This window comes from Saccharopolyspora sp. NPDC049357, assembly GCF_040677225.1.
In the GTDB taxonomy this organism is placed as follows: Bacteria; Actinomycetota; Actinomycetes; order Mycobacteriales; family Pseudonocardiaceae; genus Saccharopolyspora.
Map to the genome: position 1 here is coordinate 64,596 of NZ_JBFAQJ010000031.1, position 20,834 is coordinate 85,429.

Annotated in this window: 16 protein-coding genes; 11 read left to right on the forward strand and 5 right to left on the reverse strand. The window is 71.3% G+C overall.

The features are described 5' to 3' along the window. Positions 1 to 45 precede the first annotated feature (45 nt). The 11 genes from AB0J91_RS23545 to AB0J91_RS23595 are packed head-to-tail and all read left to right on the forward strand — an operon-like array spanning position 46 to position 11,527. Positions 46 to 1,305 carry an ATP-grasp domain-containing protein gene (locus AB0J91_RS23545; RefSeq protein WP_363872523.1) on the forward strand — a complete coding sequence of 420 codons (1,260 nt, stop codon included), beginning with the start codon at positions 46 to 48 and terminating at the stop codon, positions 1,303 to 1,305. Beyond that, positions 1,302 to 2,084, forward strand: coding sequence for a DUF364 domain-containing protein (locus AB0J91_RS23550; RefSeq protein ID WP_363872526.1), 783 nt, complete (start codon positions 1,302 to 1,304; stop codon positions 2,082 to 2,084). The genes AB0J91_RS23545 and AB0J91_RS23550 overlap by 4 nt, the downstream gene beginning before the upstream one ends. 29 nt (positions 2,085 to 2,113) lie before the next feature. Continuing rightward, the gene (locus tag AB0J91_RS23555; protein ID WP_363872578.1) at positions 2,114 to 3,142 is read left to right on the forward strand and encodes a PLP-dependent cysteine synthase family protein; all 1,029 of its coding nucleotides are present in this window, start codon (positions 2,114 to 2,116) and stop codon (positions 3,140 to 3,142) included. After that, positions 3,139 to 4,146 carry a dipeptide epimerase gene (locus AB0J91_RS23560; RefSeq protein ID WP_363872529.1) on the forward strand — a complete coding sequence of 336 codons (1,008 nt, stop codon included), beginning with the start codon at positions 3,139 to 3,141 and terminating at the stop codon, positions 4,144 to 4,146. The genes AB0J91_RS23555 and AB0J91_RS23560 overlap by 4 nt, the downstream gene beginning before the upstream one ends. Beyond that, positions 4,143 to 5,408 carry an MFS transporter gene (locus AB0J91_RS23565; protein ID WP_363872532.1) on the forward strand — a complete coding sequence of 422 codons (1,266 nt, stop codon included), beginning with the start codon at positions 4,143 to 4,145 and terminating at the stop codon, positions 5,406 to 5,408. Before AB0J91_RS23560 ends, AB0J91_RS23565 begins: the two co-directional genes overlap by 4 nt. Then, entirely contained in the window at positions 5,393 to 6,208 is an 816-nt protein-coding gene (locus AB0J91_RS23570) for a class I SAM-dependent methyltransferase (RefSeq protein WP_363872535.1), read from the forward strand. The genes AB0J91_RS23565 and AB0J91_RS23570 overlap by 16 nt, the downstream gene beginning before the upstream one ends. An 11-nt stretch (positions 6,209 to 6,219) precedes the next feature. Beyond that, positions 6,220 to 7,746: an ABC transporter substrate-binding protein gene (locus AB0J91_RS23575; RefSeq protein WP_363872538.1), complete on the forward strand. Its 1,527-nt coding sequence runs from the start codon at positions 6,220 to 6,222 to the stop codon at positions 7,744 to 7,746. Continuing rightward, positions 7,743 to 8,681 (forward strand): ABC transporter permease, encoded by a 939-nt coding sequence (locus tag AB0J91_RS23580; RefSeq protein ID WP_363872541.1) that lies wholly within the window; start codon positions 7,743 to 7,745, stop codon positions 8,679 to 8,681. The genes AB0J91_RS23575 and AB0J91_RS23580 overlap by 4 nt, the downstream gene beginning before the upstream one ends. Beyond that, positions 8,678 to 9,475 (forward strand): ABC transporter permease subunit, encoded by a 798-nt coding sequence (locus AB0J91_RS23585; RefSeq protein ID WP_363872544.1) that lies wholly within the window; start codon positions 8,678 to 8,680, stop codon positions 9,473 to 9,475. The genes AB0J91_RS23580 and AB0J91_RS23585 overlap by 4 nt, the downstream gene beginning before the upstream one ends. Then, positions 9,472 to 10,932 carry an ATP-binding cassette domain-containing protein gene (locus tag AB0J91_RS23590; protein WP_363872547.1) on the forward strand — a complete coding sequence of 487 codons (1,461 nt, stop codon included), beginning with the start codon at positions 9,472 to 9,474 and terminating at the stop codon, positions 10,930 to 10,932. The genes AB0J91_RS23585 and AB0J91_RS23590 overlap by 4 nt, the downstream gene beginning before the upstream one ends. Positions 10,933 to 10,972: 40 nt before the next feature. Continuing rightward, a complete protein-coding gene (locus tag AB0J91_RS23595; protein WP_363872550.1) occupies positions 10,973 to 11,527 on the forward strand; it encodes a GNAT family N-acetyltransferase in 555 nt (184 codons plus the stop codon). Between the two features lie 232 nt (positions 11,528 to 11,759). On the opposite strand, the gene AB0J91_RS23600 is transcribed toward AB0J91_RS23595, so the two are convergent. The 5 genes from AB0J91_RS23600 to AB0J91_RS23620 form a co-directional block, all read right to left on the reverse strand. After that, positions 11,760 to 12,632, reverse strand: coding sequence for a macrolide 2'-phosphotransferase (locus tag AB0J91_RS23600; RefSeq protein WP_363872553.1), 873 nt, complete (start codon positions 12,630 to 12,632; stop codon positions 11,760 to 11,762). A gap of 92 nt (positions 12,633 to 12,724) precedes the next feature. Further along, complete coding sequence (locus AB0J91_RS23605) at positions 12,725 to 16,120, reverse strand: right-handed parallel beta-helix repeat-containing protein (protein WP_363872556.1); 3,396 nt, start codon at positions 16,118 to 16,120, stop codon at positions 12,725 to 12,727. Further along, positions 16,117 to 17,082 carry a hypothetical protein gene (locus AB0J91_RS23610; RefSeq protein WP_363872559.1) on the reverse strand — a complete coding sequence of 322 codons (966 nt, stop codon included), beginning with the start codon at positions 17,080 to 17,082 and terminating at the stop codon, positions 16,117 to 16,119. Before AB0J91_RS23610 ends, AB0J91_RS23605 begins: the two co-directional genes overlap by 4 nt. Beyond that, the gene (locus AB0J91_RS23615) at positions 17,079 to 20,561 is read right to left on the reverse strand and encodes a hypothetical protein (RefSeq protein ID WP_363872561.1); all 3,483 of its coding nucleotides are present in this window, start codon (positions 20,559 to 20,561) and stop codon (positions 17,079 to 17,081) included. The genes AB0J91_RS23610 and AB0J91_RS23615 overlap by 4 nt, the downstream gene beginning before the upstream one ends. A 90-nt stretch (positions 20,562 to 20,651) precedes the next feature. Continuing rightward, positions 20,652 to 20,834, reverse strand: a 183-nt coding sequence (locus AB0J91_RS23620; RefSeq protein WP_363872564.1) for a hypothetical protein, incomplete at its 5' end; no start/stop codon positions are given.

Below are 20,834 nucleotides of genomic sequence, written 5' to 3' on the forward strand. Positions count from 1 at the left end.
ATTATCATCGCCGAGCGTCAGGCGCAATGGCCGGGAGGAGTCGGTGTGAGTCACCTGTTGTTGGTGGAGAGCTGGGTCGGGGCGATGAGCACGTTGCTCCCCAGAGCGATCAACGAGGAGGGCCACCGGTTCAGCTTCGTCACCAGAGATCTCCAGCACTACCTGCGCTCCGCCCCCGGGACCGGCCCGCATCCGCTGCTCGGGGCGGACAACGTGCTCACCTGCGAGACCAACGACCCCGAAGTGCTGCTGCCGCACCTGGAACGGCTGCAACCGGTGCTCGGCTTCGACGGGGTGGCGACCTCGTGCGACTACTACCTGCCCACCGCCGCGAAGATCGCTCAGCGGCTGGGGCTTCCCGGTCCCGCGCCGGAGGCCGTCGAAAGCGCCTGCGCCAAGGACCGGACCCGGCGCGCGCTGCACGAGGCCGGAGTGCCCGGACCGGCGTTCGCGCTCGCCGAGACGCTGCGCGGCCTGGAAGAAGCCGCTGCCGCGATGGGTTTCCCGCTGGTGCTCAAGCCCGTGGACCTGTGCGCGGGCATGTTCGTGCGGCGGGTCGACGACGTCGAGCAGCTGCGCGCGGCTTTCGCTGAACTGCAAGGATTTCCGGTCAACGCTCGTGGCCAGCAACGCAGTCCCGTGGTGTTGCTGGAGGAGCTGTTGACCGGCGCCGAGGTGAGCGTGGAGACCGTCACCTTCGGCGGACGGACCACGGTCGTCGGGGTCACCGACAAGAGCGTCGCCGGCGCACCGTGGTTCGTCGAAACCGGTCACATGTTCCCGGCCGCGCTCGACGACGAGACCCGCGACGGCGTCATCTCGACCGCCGTGGCCGCGATCGAGGCGCTGGGCCTGGACAACACCGTTTGCCACACCGAGATCAAGCTGACCGCCGACGGCCCGCGCATCGTCGAGGTCAACCCGCGTCCGGCGGGCAACCAGATCACCGAGCTGATCCGCCGCGTCACCGGCATCGACCTCGCCGGGGTGTACGCGCAGGTCGCGCTGGGCGAGAAGCCCGATCTCAGCCCGGTGGACACCGGGGCGTCGAGCGCGGCGATCTCGTTCCTTCTGCCCCCGCGCACCGGACCGATCGCCGAGATCCAGGGCACCGAAGCGCTGCGCGATCCCGCGGTGGCGGAGTGGAAGCTCAAGCCCGTCGGCCACCGAGCCGGCCCCGCGACCAGCAACAACAACTACCTGGGCCACGTGATGGTGACCAGCGACCGGCCGGGCGCGGCGCGTCCGCACGCCGAGCTGCTGATCTCCGGTCTGGACGTGCGCTACGCGGAGGACGCCGCGTGACGGCACTGGACGACCTGATCGAGACCGCGCTCCCCGACGCGGATTCCGAGATCAGCGTGGGTTTCCTGACCCAGCAAGGAGTCCGGCACGCCTCTCGGCAGCGTTCCTACCGCAACCACGTGCTCAGCCTCCGCGTCGGCGACGCCGTCGGATCCTGCGCGGTGGAACCCGGCGAGGTCGGCGAGGACGTCGTGCTGGACTGCGTCGGCGCACCCGTCCGCGATCTCCTGCGGCACCCGCTGCCCGCCGTGCGGATCGCCGCTCTCGACGCGCACCTGCAGCACCTGCAGCCGCACCACGAGCACGCCGAGGCCGTGCGCCTCGACCGCGGTGACTCGCTGCGGAAATCGCTGCACCGCTCGCAGCACGTCGTGGACCTGCTGCCCTCCGGGGTCCGCCGGGTGCTGGTCGTGGGCGTCGTGAACTCGCTGCTGCAACGCCTGCGGGAACGCGGGATCGGCTACGTGGCCTGCGACCGCAAGGGCGGCAGCACCGAGTGGGACGAGCCGGTGATCACCGACGCCGAAGATGCGCTGGACGACTGCGACGCGGTGCTGGCCTCCGGGATGGTGCTGGGCAGCGGAACCTTCCAGACCCTGCTCGACCACGCCCACCGGACCGGAGAACCGCTGGTGTTCTTCGCCCAGACCGGGAGCGGCATCCTGCCGCGCTTCCTCGGCGACGGCGTCACGGCCGTGTCCGCCGAGCCGTACCCGTTCTTCTGGCTCGACGGCGGCCCGAGCGTGCTCTACCGCTACTCGGAGGTGGCGTCCCGGTGAACGGAACACCGAACCCCGACCTTCTCGACCTGGTTCGGGAGACGCCCCTCGCTCGCGTGTCGGCTCCGCTGCCGCGTCCCCACCCGGGGTTCTGGGCGAAGCTGGAATGCCTCAGCGCGGGTGGGATGAAGGCGCGCGCCGCCCTGTCGATGCTGCGCGGCGCCCGCCGACGCGGCGAGCTGCGCTCCGGCGCCCCGGTCGTGGAGTCGACCAGCGGAACCCTCGGCGTCGGGCTGGCTTTCGCCGGCAACGCGCTGGGACACCCGATCGTGCTGGTCGTCGACAGCGAACTCGAACCCGGCATGCGCGCCCTGCTGCGGGCCCACGGAGCCCGGCTGGAGGTCGTCGACCAGCCCCATCCGATGGGTGGCTGGCAGCAGGCGCGACTGGACCGGGTGCAGCGGATCTGCCGCGACCTGCCCGGCGCCTACTGGCCCGACCAGTACAACAACCCCGACAACCCGGCCGGCTACGACGAGATGGGCGCCGAGATCGCCCGATGCCTGGACCGCGTCGACGTGCTGGTGTGCAGCGTCGGTTCCGGCGGTCACAGCTCGGGTGCGATCCGCGCGGTGCGCAAGCGGTGGCCGCACGCGCGGCTCATCGGCGTGGACACCGTCGGATCGACGATCTTCGGGCAGCCCGCGCGTCCACGCGTGATGCGCGGCCTCGGCAGCAGCATCCATCCGCGCAACGTCGCCTACGAGCACTTCGACGAGGTGCACTGGGTCGGCCCCGCCGAGGCGGTCACCGCCTGCCGCACCCTGGCGCGCGACTCCTTCGTCACCGGCGGCTGGAGCACCGGCGCGGTGGCGCTGGTCGCGGCGTGGGCGTCGCGGGTGGAGCCGGGCGCGAACGTCGTGACGGTGTTCCCCGACGGCCCGCAGCGCTACCTGGGCACCGTCTTCGACGACGACTACTGCCGCGCGCGAGGGTTCCTCGACGGCACCACGGCCACCCGGCCGGTGGAGGTCGCCGATCCCGAGGTCGAGGCCACGGGGTGGACGCGATGCCGGGTGATCAGCGATCCGCTGGTGAAGCTGGAGGTGCCCGCGTGAAGCTGCACTGGCGGGTGGGCGGACTCGCGCTGCGCGAACCGCTGCGGATCTCGCGGTCGGTGATGGCCGAACGCGGCGCGGTCACCGTCACCGCCGAGCACGACGGCGTCGTCGGCCACGGCGAAGTGGTGACCAGCGTCTACTACGGACTGGACGTGGACCGCATCGAGCGGGAGCTCGCGGTGGCGCAGCGCGACCTCGCCCCGCTCGACCCCACTTCCGCGCTGGTGGCGGGCATCTCGGCCTCCCCCGGCGTGCGATCGGCGGTGGACGCCGCGTTGCACGACCTGGTGGCCCGCACGCGCGGCGTCGCCGTCTACGACCTGGTCGGGACGGCGCCGAGCTGGCCGGTGCCCACGGCGCGCACCATCGGCATCACCCCGACCCACCGCGCCGTGGCGTCGGCCTGCGAACTGGCCTCCCAGGGGTTCCGGCTGCTCAAGGTGAAGATCGGCGCCGAGCCCGAGGAGCTGGACCGCGTCAAGGCCATCCGCGACGCGCTGCCGGACGTCCGGCTGCTGCTGGACCCCAACGGCGCCTGGGAACCCGAACGGGCGGCCGACATGCTCCGCGCTGCGGCCGAATTCGACGTCGACGCGGTGGAGCAGCCCATCGCCCCGGGAACACCCGACATGCTCGCCCGGGTGGCGGCGGACTCCCCGATCCCGGTGATCGCCGACGAGGACGCCCGAACCGTCGACGACGTGCGCGCGCTGGGCTCGCGGGTGCACGGGATCAACATCAAACTGCCCGAATGCGGTGGGATCCGGGCCGCGCGGGAACTCGTCGACACCGCACGGGATTCCGGCGTCGACGTGATGCTCGGGTGCCAGGTCGCCAGTTCGCTGGGCATCGCACCGGCCGTGCACCTGACCGGGCTGGCCCGCTGGGTCGACCTCGACGGTCACCTGCTGCTGGCCCGAGACCCGTGGACCGGCATCGGCGGTGAGGACGGGCTGCTGCGCGTCACCGGCGCCACCGGACTGGGGGTTCGACCCTCTTGAAGACCTGGCGACTCATCCGCACCTACCCGCTGGCGGTGCAGGTGCTGCTGGTCAACCAGCTCGGCGTGAACACCGGCTTCTACCTGCTCATCCCCTACCTCGCCGGATACCTCGGGCACGACCTGGGGATGTCGGCGGCGGTGGTCGGGGTGATTCTCGGCGTGCGCAACCTCAGCCAGCAGGGCCTGTTCCTGGTCGGTGGCTCGGCCGCGGACCGGCTCGGCGCGCGCGGCGTCATCATCGCCGGATGCGCGCTGCGCGCGGTGGGTTTCGGACTGTTCGCCTTGGGTTCCTCCGTGCCGGTGCTGCTGGGGGCCTCGGTGCTCAGCGGCCTGGCCGGTGCGCTGTTCAACCCGGCGGTCCGCGCCTACCTCGCGACCGAGGCCGGTGACCGTCGCGCCGAGGTGTTCTCGCTGTTCAACGTCTTCGCCAACACCGGGATGCTGCTCGGTCCGCTGTTGGGAAGCGCGCTGCTGCTGGTGAACTTCCGGGTCTCGGCGGTGATCGCGGCGGTGATCTTCGCGCTGCTGACGGTCGCGCAGGTGCTGGTGCTGCCGGTGCGTCGGGTGGAGCGCTCGGGAACCTCGTTCCTGACCGACTGGCGCGGCGTGCTCACCGACCGCCGCTTCCTGGCGTTCACCGGAGCGCTGACCGGCATGTTCGCCCTGCAGAACCAGCTCTACCTGGTACTTCCGATGCACGCCGAGCAGTTCACCGGTTCGCCTGCGGCGGTGTCGGTGATCTTCCTGGTGTCGACGGCGGCGAGCCTGCTGCTGCAGGTGCGCATCACCGCCCGGTTCTCCGAGCGGTGGAGCCGGGGGCGTTCCATCGCCACCGGCCTGGCGCTGATGGGCGGCTCGTTCGCGGTCACCGCCGTCGCGGCGAGCCTGCTGCCGGGCACTGCGCCGGACTCGCCGGGGGAGGCAATGCTGCGGCTGGTTCCGGTGCTGGTCACCGCGTTAGGGCTGTCCGTCGGCGTGATGCTGGCGCAACCGTTCGTCTACGAGCTCATCCCGTCGTTCGGAGGCGCGGCGCTGTCCGGCACCTACTTCGGCGTGTTCTACCTGGCCTCCGGTCTGACGGCCGCCGCGGGCAACGCCCTCATCGGCTGGGCCACCGACCTCGCCGCCCCGAGCCTGCCGTGGCTCCCGTCCGCCCTGTGCGTCCTCATCGGACTCGCCTCCGCACTCGCCGTCCTCGCCGTCCACCGCCGCACCGGCATCGGCCCCCGAACCGAGGAACCCGCATGCGCAACTTCCTGACCGACAACCCCGAGATCTACGAGGCCTGGTTCCCCGACCCCGATCACACCGCGGCCACCTTCGTCCACGACCTCGTCACCCGCTTCACCGGATTTCAGTGGAAATCAGAATCCCGATTTCCACTGAAATCCCAACGCCCGAGCCGGGACCTGCTCGACGTGGGGTGCGGGACGGGTCGGGACGCGCGGTACTGGGTGCGCACCGGGTACCGGGTGACCGGCATCGACACCTCCGCCGACATGGTCGCGCACGCCCAAGAGCACTGCCCCGAGGCGCAGTTCGTCGTCGCCGACATGCGGGAGTTCGCGCTGGGGCGGGAGTTCGACGTGATCACCTGCCTGGACAGCGCGCTGCTGTACTGCCACCGCAACGAGGAGCTCCTGTCGTTCCTGCAGCAGTGCCACGAGCACCTCCGTCCCGGCGGGCTGCTGGTCGCCGAGGCACGCAACGGGGCGTTCTTCCTGGGCAACACCGAACTGCTGGACGAGACCTCCGAACGAGAGCTCACCTACGACGGGTCGACCTACCGGTCCCGGACGCGACTGTGGATCGACCACGCCGGACAGCTGCTGCGGCGAGAACGCGTGTGGCGGCACGACGGCTCCGAGCTCGTTCAGCGATCCGCCTGGCGCCTGCTGTTCCCGCAGGAACTGCGCCACTTCGCCGACACCTGCGGATTCGACGTCCTGGCCCTGTTCGACGAACCCGGGCCCCGCACCGACACCCGCTGGCAGGCCGGCGCGGAGCTGTCCGAGCGGATGTCCGGAGACCGCCTGCACCTGATCGCACGCCGACGCTAGAGGAGATCCCCATGCAGAACCTGAACCGCCGCGACTTCCTGGGTCTGACCGCCGGTGCCGTCCTGCTCACCGGTTGCGCCCCGGGCGGCGGAAGCACCGTCGGAGCGCCGAAACCCGGTGGCCGGTTACGCGCCGCGTTCTCCGGCGGCGGCGCCGCCGAGGTCCTCGACCCGCACGAGACCGACCTCTACATCGAGATCGCCCGCGCCAAGGCCCTCTACGACAAGCTCGCCGACTACGGCTCGGACATGTCCCCGCAGCCCCGTCTGGCCGAGCGCTGGGAACCCTCCGCCGACCTGCTGACCTGGCGGATCACGCTGCGGCAGACGAACTTCCACGACGGGCGCCCGTTGCGCGCCGCCGATGTGCTGGCCAGCTACGCGCGCATCACCGAACCCGGCGGCAGCCGCCGCGCCAAGTCCACCCTCTCGGTGATCGACCTGGCCAACAGCCGCGCGATCGACGACCGCACCGTCGAGTTCCGGCTCAAGCGGCCCTACGCCGAGTTCCCCAACGCGCTGGCCACCCTCGGCGCCTACATCGTCCCCGAGGGCACCACCGACTTCAGCACGCCGATCGGCACCGGTCCGTTCAAGCTGGTCTCGTTCGAACCGGGTCGCTCCTTCCTCGCAGCGCGCAATCCCGAGTACTTCGACGGCACGCCGCTGGTCGACGAGCTGCAGATCGTGGTCACCAACGACGAGGCCGCGAGGGTGAACGCGCTGCTGGGCAAGCAGATCGACTACGCCCACGACCTCACCCTCACCAGCGCCCGCACCTACGAGTCCAGCGGTCAGCTCCAGGTCCACCGGCTGCCGCTGAGCAACTTCCACGGCTTGGCGATGAAGGTCGACCGCCCGCCGTTCGACCGCCCCGAGCTGCGGCAGGCCATGTTCCACCTCATCGACCGCGAGGAGCTGCTGCGCTCGGTGCTGCAGGGCTCCGGCCAGGTCGGCAACGACCTCTACGGCAAGGGATACCGCTACTACGCCGAACTGCCGCAACGCCGGCAGGACCTGGAGCGGGCGCGGGCGCTGGTGAAGCAGGCCGGGGCCGAGGGCATGACCATCGACTTCGACACCTCCGAGGCCTCCACCGGCCTGAAGGAGGCGGCGATGGCCATCAGCGACCAGGCGCGCAAGGCGGGGCTCAACCTCAACGTGCGGCTGGGCAACAAGGACACCTACTGGTCCGACATCAACAAGAGCGGTGTTCTGGCCGGCTACCGCTCCGGCGGGATGCCGCTGGACTCGCACTTCTCCCAGCGGTTGCTGTCGGGTTCCACGACCAACAACACCGCGTGGCGGCGCCCGGAGTTCGACGCCCTCTACGACGAAGCGCAGTCCACCTTGGACGAGAGCCGCCGCGCCGAGATCTACCGGCGCATGCAGGAGCAGCTGTTCGACGAGGGCGGCTTCGTGTGGTGGGGCGTGTCCGACTGGATCGTCGCCTCGGCCGCCAACGTCGGCGGTGTCGATGACCGGGCACCCGCCAACACCCTGGACTGGGCGCGCTTCGACAAGGTGTGGCTGGCGTGAGCCACTACCTGCTTCGCCGCGTCCTGCTCGGCGTCGTCCAGGTGTTCCTCGTGGTCGTGGGGATCTTCCTGCTGACCGAAGCGCTCCCCGGCGATGCGGCCGTGACCATCGCCGGGGACAACCCGGATCCGGCCGTCATCGCCGGGCTTCGGCAGCAGCTGGGCCTGGACAGGCCGATGTGGCAGCGGTTCGCGGAGTGGGTCCTCGCCGCTGCCCAGGGCGATCTCGGCACCTCGCTGGCCGGTCCGCGCAGCGTCGCCGAGGTCATCGGTTCGGCCGCCGGGCCGACGCTGCTGCTGGCCTGCCTGGCGCTGGTGCTGCTGGTGCCGCTGTCGACCGGTGTGGGCATGCTGGCCGCCCGCAGGGAAGGCGGCCGGCTGGACCGGGTGATCACCAGCACCACGCTCGGGTTGTACGCGGCACCGGAGTTCGCGATGGCGATCCTGCTGGTGACGGTCTTCGCCGTGCAGCTGGGCTGGTTCCCGCCGACGGCCGTGGGAGGTTCCCTGCTGAGCCGTCCCGGTCTGCTGGTGCTCCCGGTCGTCGTGCTGCTGCTGCGGCCGATCTGCTCGCTGAGCCGCCTCGTGCGCGCCGGGATGATCGAGGCGCAGCACTCCCCCTACGTGCAGCACGCCCGGCGTCTCGGGCTCTCCCCTGCCCGGATCCGGTTCGCGCACGCGCTGCCCAACGCTGCGGCCCCGGCGGTGCAGCAGCTGGCCCGGACGGCGGACTGGCTGATCGGAGGCGTGATCGTGGTGGAGGCCATCTTCGTGGTTCCGGGGCTGGGAACCACGCTGCTGGAAGCCGTCTCGGCACGGGACCTGCCGGTGCTGCAGGGGCTGGCGCTGGTCTTCGCGAGCACGACGGTGCTGGTCAACCTCGGCGCCGACGTCGCCGCCCGCATCCTGTCCCCCACCGCGGAGGCCCACCGATGAGCAGGTACCTGATCCCCGGCGCGCTGGTCGCCGTGCCGGTGCTGGTGGCGCTGTTCGGTCCGCTGTTCGCCGCGGACGATCCCGCCAAGGACGTGGCGTTCGTGCTCGGCGGCGGCCACCTGTTCGGCACCGACTTCGTCGGCCGCGACGTGCTCGACCAGGTGCTGCTCGGGGGCCGGTCGCTGGTGTTCACAGCTCTCACGGCCACCGCCTGCACCTACCTGCTCGCCCTCCCGCTGGGACTGCTCGCGGGCATGACCCGCAACCGGCTGCTGGACGAGGTGGTGATGCGTCCGCTGGACCTGCTGCTCGCGGTCCCGTCGATGCTGATGTTGCTGCTGCTGGCCGCGCTGGCACCCGGCCGACCGTGGGTGCTGGTGGCGATCGTCGCGCTGATCAACCTCCCGGACGTCGTGCGCATCACCCGCGCCGCCGCGCTGTCGCTGGCGGCGCGCCCCGCCGTGGAGGCGATGCGCCTGCAGGGCGAGAGCCGCGCGCGCATCGCGGTGGGCTACGTCGCCCGCGCGATGCGCCGCACGCTGGCCGCCGACCTGGGAACCCGTTTCACCGGGGCGATCTACCTGGCGGCCTCGGCGAGCTTCCTCGGCGTGGGGCTCTCCCCGCAGGCCGGGGACTGGGCGGCGATGGTGGACCGCAACCGCACCGGGCTGTTCCTGCAGCCGTGGGCGGTGGTGCTGCCCGCGCTGCTGATCATCGCGCTGTCGATCGGCGTGAACCTGCTGTTCGACCGCTGGCTGCGGCAGTCCGGCACGACCTTCCTGGAGGCCCGGTGACCGCCATCGACGTGCGGAACCTGACCGTTACCCTCGGCGACCGCGAACTCGTCTCGGACGCCACGTTCAGCCTGGCCGCAGGCGAGATCGCAGCGCTGGTCGGCGAGTCCGGCAGCGGCAAGACCACCACCGCGCTCGCGCTGCTCGGCGAGCGACCGCCGGGCGCGGTGATCTCCGGTGACGTCGACGTCGACGGTCAGGTGGGGTTCATCCCGCAGCAGCCGTCGTCGGCGCTGAACCCGGTGCGCCGCATCGGTTCGGTGCTGGCCGAGGTCGCCCGGCTGCACGTGCCGAAGCAGCAGGTCCGGCAGCGAGTCCTGGACGCGCTCCGGCGCGCGCAGATCCCGGACGGCGAGCGGTTCCTGCGCCGCTACCCGCATCAGCTCTCCGGTGGCCAGCAGCAGCGGATCGTGCTGGCACAGGCCCTCATCGGCGACCCGAAGCTGCTCATCGCCGACGAACCGACGACCGGTCAGGACCCGGTCACGAGAGCGCAGCTGGCCGCGGAGCTTCGGGAGGTCGCGGAGCAGGGCGTCGCGATCCTGCTGCTCACCCACGACCTCGACCTGGTCCGCGACCTCGCGCACCGGGTCCTGCTCGTGGAGGGCGGCCGCGTTCGTCCCTCCGATGTGGACGGGATCGCCGAGGCGACGGCGGTCCCACCCGCGCCTCCGCAGGCCGCGGACCCGGTCCTGTCCGTGCGGGACCTGACCGCAGGCCATCGCGGGACCGACACCCTCCACGGCGTGTCGCTGCAGGTCGCGCCGGGCGAGAGGCTCGCGGTGCTGGGACGTTCCGGCAGCGGGAAGACCACCCTCGCGCGGTGCGTCTCCGGACTTCACCGGCACCGTTCGGGTGAGGTCCTGCTCGGCGGTGAGCCGCTGTCCCCGGTGCTGCACCGGCGTTCCCGCGAGCAGCTCGCCCGCGTGCAGCACGTCTTCCAGGACGCGCGGGCCTCGTTCAGCGAGTTCACCCCGGTGCTGGACCAGGTCGCGCGGACCGCGGAGCGGTTGCGGGGCGTGCCCGGTGACCGGGCGCGGGAGCGGGCCGCCGATGAGCTGGCGCAGCTGGGGATTCCCGAATCGACCGCGAGGCGGAACCCGGCGGGCCTGTCCGGCGGGGAGTTGCAGCGAGCCGCGCTGGTGCGCGCGGTGCTGGCCGAGCCGGACGTGCTGATCTGCGACGAGATCACCTCCGGTCTGGACCCGAGACGACGAGCGGATCTGCTGGACGTGCTGGCCAAGCTGCAGCACAACACCGGGTGCGCGCTGCTGGTCATCACCCACGACCTGGCCGGTGTCGCCGGGCTCGCGCACCGCGTCCTGGTGCTCGACGAGGGCCGGGTGGTCGAGCGGGGAGCCGCCGCCGAGGTCCTCACCTCGCCGCGGCACGAGGTCACCAGGTCTCTCGTCACCGCCGAAACGGGAGGTCGGGAGACATGGCGAGCCGCTAATTGAATATGATTTTCAAAATACGTTGTCGACGGAGGAGGTAGACGTGAACCAGCTCGGGGAGCGACAGATCGGCCGCTACGTGGTGCGCGAAGCGACCCGAGCGGACGCGGCGGGCGCCAGGTCGGTCATGCTCGACACCTTCTACCAGGAGTTCGGCTACGGCTACGACCCGCGCTGGCACGACGACGTCGTCGACATGGACACCGCCTACTTCGACAACCCCCGGCAGGCCCTGCTGGTCGCCGCGCTGGACGACGAGGTCGTCGCCACCACCTCCGTCCGCGCCGACGGCCCGCAGAGCCCGCCGCACGCGCCCTGGCTCGCCGAGCGCTACCCGTCGGGCACGACCGCGCAGATCTTCCGCGTCTACGTCCGCCGCGAGCACCGGCGCCGGGGACTGGCCGGGGAACTGGTCGAGCTGGCCTGCCGCTTCGTCGCGCTGACCCCCGGCTACGAGTCGATCTACCTGCACACCAACGCCGCCATCGACGGCGCGGAACCGTTCTGGCGCAGCGTCGCCAAGGAGATCCACGACGGCCGCACCGACCCGGCCCACAGCCCGGCCGTGCACTTCGAGATCCCGATCCCGGTCATCTGACCGTCCGCGGACCGCCCACCTCACCGGTCACATCACTCCACGGTGGAGTGATCAAACATCATTCGCACCAACCGGTTTCAGCGCGTGATCGATTGGCCACCCCATCCAGCGATGGCTGTTCGCTAGCGTTTTCGAACGCGGCGGGGCACACTTGAAACATCAGTTCGACGGGCGCGATTTCCGTTCGGCGACTTGTTGTTTGACAAGTGAAGAGGTGGGAAAAGACAGGCGCTCAACCGAGAAGGCGCCGCTGCGCGATCTCCAGGAATCCACCACGTCCCGACTCCACCGCGTACACGCCCAGCGAAACCGAGAACCGGAACTCGGAGAGGAACCGAACATGCGACACGAACTCAGCTCGTACGCTCCCACCGGCCTGCGCATAACCCGCGAGCAGCCGCGACAGACCGCGCTCGCCGAACGCGTTGTGGGCGGCCACGAAGTCCAGCACCGGGTCGTCGACCGCGGCATCGGTCCAGTCCAGAACCCCGGTCAGACGACCGGATTCGTCCACCAGGCAATGCCCCGGGTGCAGATCCGCGTGAACCAGGCGCAGATCCGCGGCCCGTGACCAGTACACGTCGTCGTGGATCCACGATCGCCAGCGCGCCACCTTCTTCTCGGGAACCTCCAACATGCTCTGCGCCAGCCTCAGGTGATCGTCGGTCTCCTCCCGGAGATCCCGAGCGCCAGAGACCGGCACGCCCAGCCGTGCGACCTCGTCGACCTCGGTGCGGTGCAGTTCCGCGATCACCGCGCCGAGGTCGGCGAAGAACTCCTCGGCGGGCTCCCGCCACCACTGGTACTCCAGGGTTTTCGGGTGTTCCGGCCCCAGCGGCCGCCCCGGTAGCCTGCGGTAGGCGACGAGCTCCGGCGTGCAGATCTCCCAGTCGGGAACGGCGACGGGCAAGCGCGGGCGCAGGTGGTCCAGCAGGCGCCGCTCGCCCTCGATCAGGTCGCCGACCTCGCTGCGACGGGGTGCGCGCAGCACCCATCGGGTTCCGTCGGCGTCCACCGCATGTCCGACCTGGAAGTCCCAGCCGGTCTCATCGATCTCCACGACCCGGACCCGAAGGCCGTGACGTTCCGCGAGTTCTGCCAGCACCGCTCCGACGGTAGCCGATCCGGTAGCAGGTGGTGCGGCCGCGAGATCCCCCACCACGCACCGCCCGCGCTCCGAGCGACTCGGCCGCCGGGTCAGCCGCTGGCGACCTGGCCCGCGGCGGGAACGTCGTCGGGCAGCAGCAGGCAGAGGTCTTCCAACGTCGGGGATGCCGTGCGCCGCAGTCGCTTCGCGTGCCGGGTGACCGCGGCGTCCATGACCTGGCGCGCGTAACGACCGTTGCCGAACGACGGGCCCCGCGGCGTGGACACGAAGTGCGCCCGCAGCGCCGCGACCGTCGGCCCGGTGCACTCGTAGCCGGCCGCAGCGGCGTGCTGGGTGACGATGGTGACCAGCTCGTCGTTGCTGTAGTCGGCGAAGCGCACCCGCTGCGAGAACCGCGAGGACAGACCCGGGTTGGCGGACAGGAACTCCTCCATCTGCCCCTCGTACCCGGCCGCCACCACCACGACCTCGTCGCGGTGGTCCTCCATCAGCTTGACCAGCGTGTCGATGGCCTCCTGACCGAAGTCGGAGCTGGAGCCTCGCTGCGAGGACAGCGTGTACGCCTCGTCGATGAACAGCACGCCGCCGCGCGCCCGGTCGAACGCCTCGGTGGTGCGGTGGGCGGTGTGACCGACGTACTCGCCGACCAGGTCGCCACGACCGACCTCGACGACCTGCCCCCGCTGGAGGATGCCCAGCGCGGCGAGGATCTCGCCGTAGAGGCGGGCGATCGTCGTCTTACCGGTGCCGGGCGGACCGCCGAAGATCAGGTGCCTGCTCAGCGACGGCACCGGCAGCCCGGCGGCCTGGCGCTGCTTGGCCGAGGCCAGCAGGTCGACCATGTTGCCGACCTCCGACTTCACGTCGGCCAGACCGACCATGTGGTGCAGCTTGTTGAGCAGGCTCTCCACCTTGGCCGTGTCCGCGTTGGCCGCACCGGCCCCGACACCGCTGCCCGGCAGCGCACCGATGTCCTCCGGCAGCAGGCGGGTCATCGCAACGGGATTGAGCTCGGGGTCGTCGGCGAGGCGGTAGGCCTGGCGGCCGATCATCTCCTCGAAGACCTTGCGGGCGGTGCGGCCGTTGCCGAACGCCTCATCCCTGGGGTACTTCGAGAAGTAGCCGAGCACCGCCTCGCGGGTCTCGAACTCCAGCCGGTAGTCGTTGGCGCGGCACATGCCCTCGACGATGGTGACCAGCTCTTCGTTGCTGTAGTCGGCGAACTCGATGGTCCGCGAGAACCGGGATCCGAGGCCGGGGTTGGTGGCCAGGAACTTCCGCATCTCCATGGTGTAACCGGCGACGATGACCACCACGTCCTCGCGGTGGTCCTCCATCAGCTTGACCAGCGTGTCCACGGCCTCCTGGCCGAAGTCGGCGCCGCCGCCACCTCCACCGGAGAGCGTGTAGGCCTCGTCGATGAACAGCACACCGCCTAGGGCCTTCTCGAAGCACTCGGTCGTCTTCAGCGCGGTACCGCCGACGACGCTCGCCACCAGGTCGGCGCGGCCGACCTCGATGAGCTGGCCGGCGCGCAGCACGCCGAGTTCCTTGAGGATCTGCCCGTAGAGCCGCGCGACCGTCGTCTTACCGGTACCGGGCGAACCCGCGAACACCAGGTGCCTGCTCATCGGTGGCATCGGCAGCCCGACCGCCGCGCGCTTCTCGGCCATCTGCTCCAGGCGGGTCAGGACCTCCACCTCGCGCTTGACGTCGGTGAGACCGACCAGCGCGTCGAGCTCGCCGAGGAGCTCTCCCAGACGGCCTTCGGAACTCCGCTTGGCCTGCACGGGTTCGGGTTCGTAGCCGGACTCGCCCGGCGGCGCCGCATCGGCGCTGCGCGAGCTGCCGAAGCGCTGCGAATCGTCGGATTCGGGTGCGGCTTCGCCGGAGTCGCTCTCCGGATCCCCGTTCTGGGCGCTGCTGATTCCGCTGAGCCGCACGTTGTCCCTGCGGACCTGCAACCGCACACCTGCGCCGCCGTTGTCCTTGGTGACGGTGTCGCGGACGCTGATCGACTCGGTGGAGCCGACGACGATGCCGTCGGCGGCGTTCCCGGAGATCTCGCAGCGGTCGAGCACGCCGGAGGATCCGGCCGCCCATTCCAGGCCGTTGCCCTCGCAGCCGCGGATGCGGGTCTGCTCCAGGGCCACCGACGAGGTTCCGGAGGCCTTCACACCGTGCTCCCCGGCGTCGGAGAGGTCACAGCTGCGCAGCACCGATTGGCCGTCGGCGACCAGCACCGCGGTTCCCCCGCTGCCGGCGACGGTGACACCGCGCAGGTCGGCGGAGCTCTGCTCGCCGACGCGCACGCCGACGCCCCCAGCACCGGAGAGGGCGACGTCCTCGACCTCGATCTGCGCCTTCTCGGCCAGCAGGACCGCATCGCCGGTCGCCTCCGCGACAGCGCCACCGGAGATGGTGGCCTTCGAACCGCGCACCTCGATGCCGGCACCGGCCGGCCGTCGCAGCGTCAGCTCGCGGAAGGTCCCGGTGCCGTTCTCGGTCACCACGACCCCGGCGCCGCCGGCACCTGTCACGTCGAGCGAGGAGAACGACGGCGAGGCTCCGGCGATCCACACCCCTGCGTCGCGGGAGTCCACGACGGTGCACTCGCCGAACTCGCCCTGGGACCCTTCGAGCACGTGCACGCCGTACCCGGCGGGCTTGTCGATGCGCAGCCGGTGGATCTCGGGCTCGCCCTGCTGCACCAGCACGACGCCCTGCGCCCCGGGAGAGGTGATCGTGCAGTCCTCGATCACCGGCGTCGACCGGGAGGCGATGAGCAGGCCGACGCCGATCGGCTCGGTGATGGACGTGCCGCTCAACCGGAAGGAGCTGTTGCCCTCCACCACCACGGCGGGGTTTCCGGCGCGCACGATCTGGGAGTCGCGCATCGCGCCCCGGGCGCGTTCAGCGGCCAGCACGGCGCTGCCCTCGGCGTCGGTGATGGTGCAGCCGACGAACTGCGGGTCGGCATCGGTGCGGATGACGACCGCGGCGGCCTTGACGTTGCTGATCGTGCAGTTCCCGAAGTGGCCCTCGGCGCCGTCGATGGCGATCACTCCCGCACCGGACGGGTTGGTGAACTCGGTTCCGCTGGCGCTGGCTTCGGCCTGGCCGTGCACGTACAGCGCTGCCGCCGACGACGCCTCGACGCGGCATTCCTCCAACCGCAGCCGACCGGTGGAGACGTCGATGGCCGAGGTCTCGGCTCCGCTGTGGACCAGCACCAAGCCCGAGAGCACCGCGGTTTCGGCTGCCATCACGACGGCCGGGTCCCCGGTGGACTCGATCCGCACGCCCCCTTCCGCTCCCGCCGCCGACAGCGTGACGTCGCGGCTGAGCACGACCGATTCGGTGTAGGTGCCGGGTTGGATGGAGATGACGTCGCCGGTGGTCGCCGCCGCGATGGCGTCGCCGATGGTGCGGAACGAGTCCGGGGCCGTCGCGGAGACCGACAGCATCGATCGTGTGTTGGTCATTCTCGCCCCAGTTTTTCGTCAGCCGATTCGGTTTTCGATGGTTCGGTGAGAACGCCCATCGCGCGGTGCAGGTCCAGCCGGCCGAGCGCGGGAGGCCCGGTTCTCGCGGCGACCACGTGCGACACGAGGTCGGGGTCCGGCGCCAGGTGGTAGCGGTCGAGGTAGTAGTGGACCGCGTCGTTCCAGACCCAGGTGCCGTCAGAGCGGAAGTTCAGCGGCACGGTGCGGTTCGGGTCGATCACGTCGGGCATGACCTGGTCGGTGGCCATCGCGATCGGCGCCGAGCGCAGGTAACCGAGCACGCGCTGCCGTTCCGCGGCTTCGGCGCGCGGGTGGTCGGGCCGGAAGAACGGCTTGCCGAGGGTGTCGGCACCGTCGAAGACGCGGGCCAGCCGCGCGGGCGGCGCCGGGTTCCAGACCAGTTCGGACCTCGCCAGCGCGACCTCGTGGTACTGGGTCGGGGCGGCGTCGGTGTGGAAGACCTCGACTCGCGGTTCGGCGCCCGCTTCGGCGAGCCCGTGCTGGATCTCGGCGGTGAGCTCGACGAGATCGGCGTCCTGTCCCGCTTCGACGAGGTACACCGGTTCTGTCGTCTCCGCCGAGACCCGGCCGCTGCGCCACAGCGCCCGCACTCCCCCGACCCGCTCGGCGGACCGCACCACGGCCTCGTCGGCGTCGTCGGCGGATTTCGCCGTGAACCGCCACGGCGGTGGTTCGGTCGCGCGCGGTGCCTCAACGAGCGCCGCGGCGTCGATGCCGTGGTCCTGCGCCAGAGCCGTGAGCAGTTCGACCTCCGGCTCGGTCAGCGCCAGGCCCAGTCCGACGGCGCTGATGAGCGAGTCGGCGATCTCGTCGAGCTCCTCGTCGGCCAGGCAGGTGCGCAGCACAGCGAGCTCGCCGTCGGGGATCCGGCCCGCCAGCTGGAGCAGCAGCCGGTGCACCTCGGGTGGTTCCGGGCTCACCGGTCGACTCCGGCGGCCTCGGCGAACGGGCTCGTCGGCTCGCCGAGCAGCACCGAGTACCGCTCGCGGTCGGGGGCGGTGGAGTCGGCTGCGGGCCGCTCGTCGCGGTTCTTGGCGGCCTCGGTCAGGCGTTCCAGCACTCGGGCGTCGTGTCGCTTGCGGGCTTCCTCGGACCGCTGCTTCTTCCCGACCTCGGTGAGCAGCACGCGACCGGCGTCGGCTTCCACGGCCAGCACCCGGTAGGACGTGGCGGGTGGGAACACGACGTCGGCGGAGTTCTCGTCGGCGGCGAGGCCTCCGAGCCGCCGCGCGGTCACCGACCAGATCAGCAGTTCCACCGAGCCGGGCACGGACGCCGACTCGTCCGAGACGCCGAGCATCGGCGCGGGTTCGACGAGTTCGCTGCCGACCACGTAGTCCTCGACGCTCTCGGCATCGCCGGGGCCACCGCGCACGACCAGTCCTTGCAGCGACGGAAGCCGCCGCAGGCCGCCGGCCAGGCAGGAGATGAACGGGTAGTGCGTGGCCACGTCGCCGGTGCGGATCGCGTTGACGAACTCACGCTGGTCAGAGGTCGCGAACACGTGCACGGCGGCGAGTTCGGTGAGCATCGCGTCGTCCACCGGCATGCCGCCTCGCAGTCCCGGCCGCTCGGCGAGCAGCCGGGTCACCGAACGCGTGGCCGCGTCGTACTTCCAGCCGAGCGACTTCTTGAACTGCCGCCGGTCCTCCTCGGAGCTGACGTGGTCGAGCAGCAGCAGCGGCTTCAGCGCAGCTGCTGCTACCTGATCATCGGTCTCGGTCTCCGCGACGGCCTCGGACACCGCCGCGCTCGTCTCGGTGACCTCGACGGACGACACCTGCTCCGCCGCAACGGTTTCCTGGTGCGCGACGTTCTCTACTGCGGAGCCTTCCTGCTCGGCCGCTGATCGGATGTCGGCCAGGTTCAGCGTTGTCGTCTGCTCCGCAGCTGACTGCGACTTGGTGACGTCCTGAGCGACCTCGTTCTTCGCACCCTCCGCTGCTGCGGAGTCGACCGCGTCGGAAACCGTCTGCTGCGCCGTGGTCTCGGTGGGCACTGCGGTGGTCGACACCGGAACGGCCGAGACGGCCTGCTCCGGTGCGGGCCGGTGGGCCACCGCCGCAGGAGTCGCCGGTGCCGGGGCAGGTGCGTGAGCCGGTGGGGCCGTCGGCGCCGAAACCGCTGGTGCGGCGGCAGGAGCGGGCATCCGGTTGATCGGGGCAGCGACCGGAGCCGGGCCGTGCGCAGCGGCAGCCGGACGAGGTGTCGGCTGCGCTGCGGGCGCCATCGGTGAGGGCGCCGGCTGGCTCGGCGCAGGTGCGGGCGGTGCCGGGGCAGCCGAAACCTGCGGGGCCGCGGGTGGCGGCCCGGCCGCCGACGCGACGGGCGGCGGTGCCACAGGTGCCGGGGCTTCCGGTGCCGCGTCGGCTCGCACGGGAGTGGTCGGTTCCGGCTCGGGTTCGGGTTCTGGTTCGGGCTCCGCGGGCTTCATCGACGGGAGCGGGGTGCTGGACGCGACCGCCGGGATCTGCACCGATGTCGCCGTGACGGGCACCGCGACCACCGGCTTCCGCTCCTCGACCGGTTCTTCCGGCGCTTCGGGGGTTTCGGCTTCGGCGATTGCGCCGGTCGCCGGCGTGGCCGCCCCGCCCGGTTCCTGGTCGGCGGGCGGCTGGACGTCCGGCACCGACGCTTCCGGTGCCGGCACCTGCGGCGACCGGGGTTGGGACAGCTGCGGAATCGGTGTGGCCGGTCCCAGCGCCGCGGGTACCGGCGGAACGGACGCCACGTCCGCGGCGGGAGCGACGGGAGCTGCCGCGTCGGCCGGGCCGGGGCGCCACCCGTCACCGATTGGCCGCATCCGTCCCTCGGCGTCGACGACGATCGGCGAGACGATGCGCAACGGCTCCGTCGGCTGGTGCCGAATCGGCTGCGGCGCCGAGACGACCGGCGTCGCGACAACCGGGGTCGTGGCGGGCTCGTCCGGAGCGGGCGTGGCAGGACTCCGCTGCGCAACCGTCGGCAGCTGCGCGGTGGGCTGGGCCACCGACGAGACCCCTGACGGGGGCGCGGGGATCCATGCGACGGCCTGCCCACCGACACCCGCCGGCACCGCACCGGTGGACGCTTCCCAGGGGTGCGCGCCCAGCGGCGCGCTCGCGGCGCGGTCAACGGCGGGTCCCGGTCCTGCGGTACCGAGCACGTGCACGTCGACCTCGAGCGACGCGGCCAGCCGTCCCAGGTAGTCGGGTTCGGCGTGAGGTGTGGCGATCAGTCGCAGGCGTTCCCGCGCAGCAGCGGGCAATTGACCGGCGAGTCGTTCCACCGCGGTCAGCACGCGCTGAGGCGGTGGTCCGCCCGCGGAGCTGATGACGAAGTTGACGGCGTCCGGCGAGATGGGGAGCCTCGACGCGACCGGGTCGACCGGCACGCGGACGGGGCGCACGAGCAGACCTGCCGGTAGCACGTCGACCAGCCACCCGTCCTGCAGCCAGAACGTTCCGGTTCCTGCCTCGGTGAGCCCGGACACCGGCGGCAGCCAGTTCCGCGGGATCGGCGGCACTCCGGGCTGGTAGGTGCTCTCCAGCACGAACGGGAGCCAGCTGGGCCGGCCCGAGTCGTCGGGCACCAGCCAGGTCTGCCCGCCTTCGGGCAGGTACTGCGGCAGGGCGTGGCAGCCGTGCACGGGTTGACCGATCAGCTCGGCGAGCTGCTGCGCGAGAGGCCGGACGCTCACCGGTTCGGGTCCGTACCCGATCAGCCCGAACGTCTCGCGCAGCTGTGCCGGGAGTCCGCCGACGAACGCGGCGAGGGCTTCGGTCGCCGGTAGCGGCTCACCGGGTGCGCCGACGACGACGGCCAGCCGGTTGCGCGACAGCGGCACCCGGAACCCGATGTCGGAGTGGGGCTTGGCCGGTTGACCGGCGGTGCGCACCCAGATCCCGGCGGGGATGGGGGTGACGCTGATCCGCGGGTCGATCGGCCGGGTCCGCAGGCTGGTGGAGAGCCCGTCCTGCCATTCCGGGACGGGATAGCTGGGACCGTCGTGCAGCTTCGACCGGCCGGGCCGGAATCCGACCCAGCCGGTCTGCTGTCCAGCGGAGAAGAGCTCGCCGCCGTGGAGCATGACCAGTTCGCCGTCGGGGGCCACGACCTCGACGTTGAGCGCTTCGGACAGCCTCAGCGCCAGCGGGCGGGAACCGTTGGCCGCGAGCCCCGCCCGGGGCGAGAGCAGCCGGATGGCGGGCAAGCCGACGCCGTCGGGGCGCAGTTCACGGCGCAAGGCGGCCAGCACCTCGGGTTCGAGCTGGTCGAAAGCGGGCAGCGCGGACTCGTCGATGTAGACCTGCGTGCGCCCGTCCGCCAGGGTGAACGGCGGCGGCGGTATCGGCGCACCCGATTCCTCCGCGCGCACGACCACGCCTGCACCCGTTCGCTCGACGACCAATGCGCCCATGTGCTGCCTGCCTCCTCCCTGTGGCCCCGTTAATTCCACGGATGGCGAGCGAGAGGAGGTTCAACGTGTTCTCGTGCTGCGGTGGGGCTGTCACCGACCGCGGTAGTAGGACGACGAGGACGGGTAGTCGTCGTACTCGTCGTCGTAGGACGGTGAGCGCCGCCTCGGCGAACGTCCCAGCCCGAGATCGGTGTCTCGGGTGAAACCGCTGGTGGGATCGGCGTGCGGGTCGTACCCCCGGTACCCGGGCACGTAATCCCGGTTCTCGACGTT

Coding starts and splice junctions, on each gene's coding strand:
- AB0J91_RS23605 (WP_363872556.1), bottom strand. CDS start 16,120: ATGACCAACACACGATCGATGCTGTCGGTCTCCGCGACGGCCCCGGAC.
- AB0J91_RS23570 (WP_363872535.1), top strand. CDS start 5,393: ATGCGCAACTTCCTGACCGACAACCCCGAGATCTACGAGGCCTGGTTC.
- AB0J91_RS23575 (WP_363872538.1), top strand. CDS start 6,220: ATGCAGAACCTGAACCGCCGCGACTTCCTGGGTCTGACCGCCGGTGCC.
- AB0J91_RS23615 (WP_363872561.1), bottom strand. CDS start 20,561: ATGGGCGCATTGGTCGTCGAGCGAACGGGTGCAGGCGTGGTCGTGCGC.
- AB0J91_RS23585 (WP_363872544.1), top strand. CDS start 8,678: ATGAGCAGGTACCTGATCCCCGGCGCGCTGGTCGCCGTGCCGGTGCTG.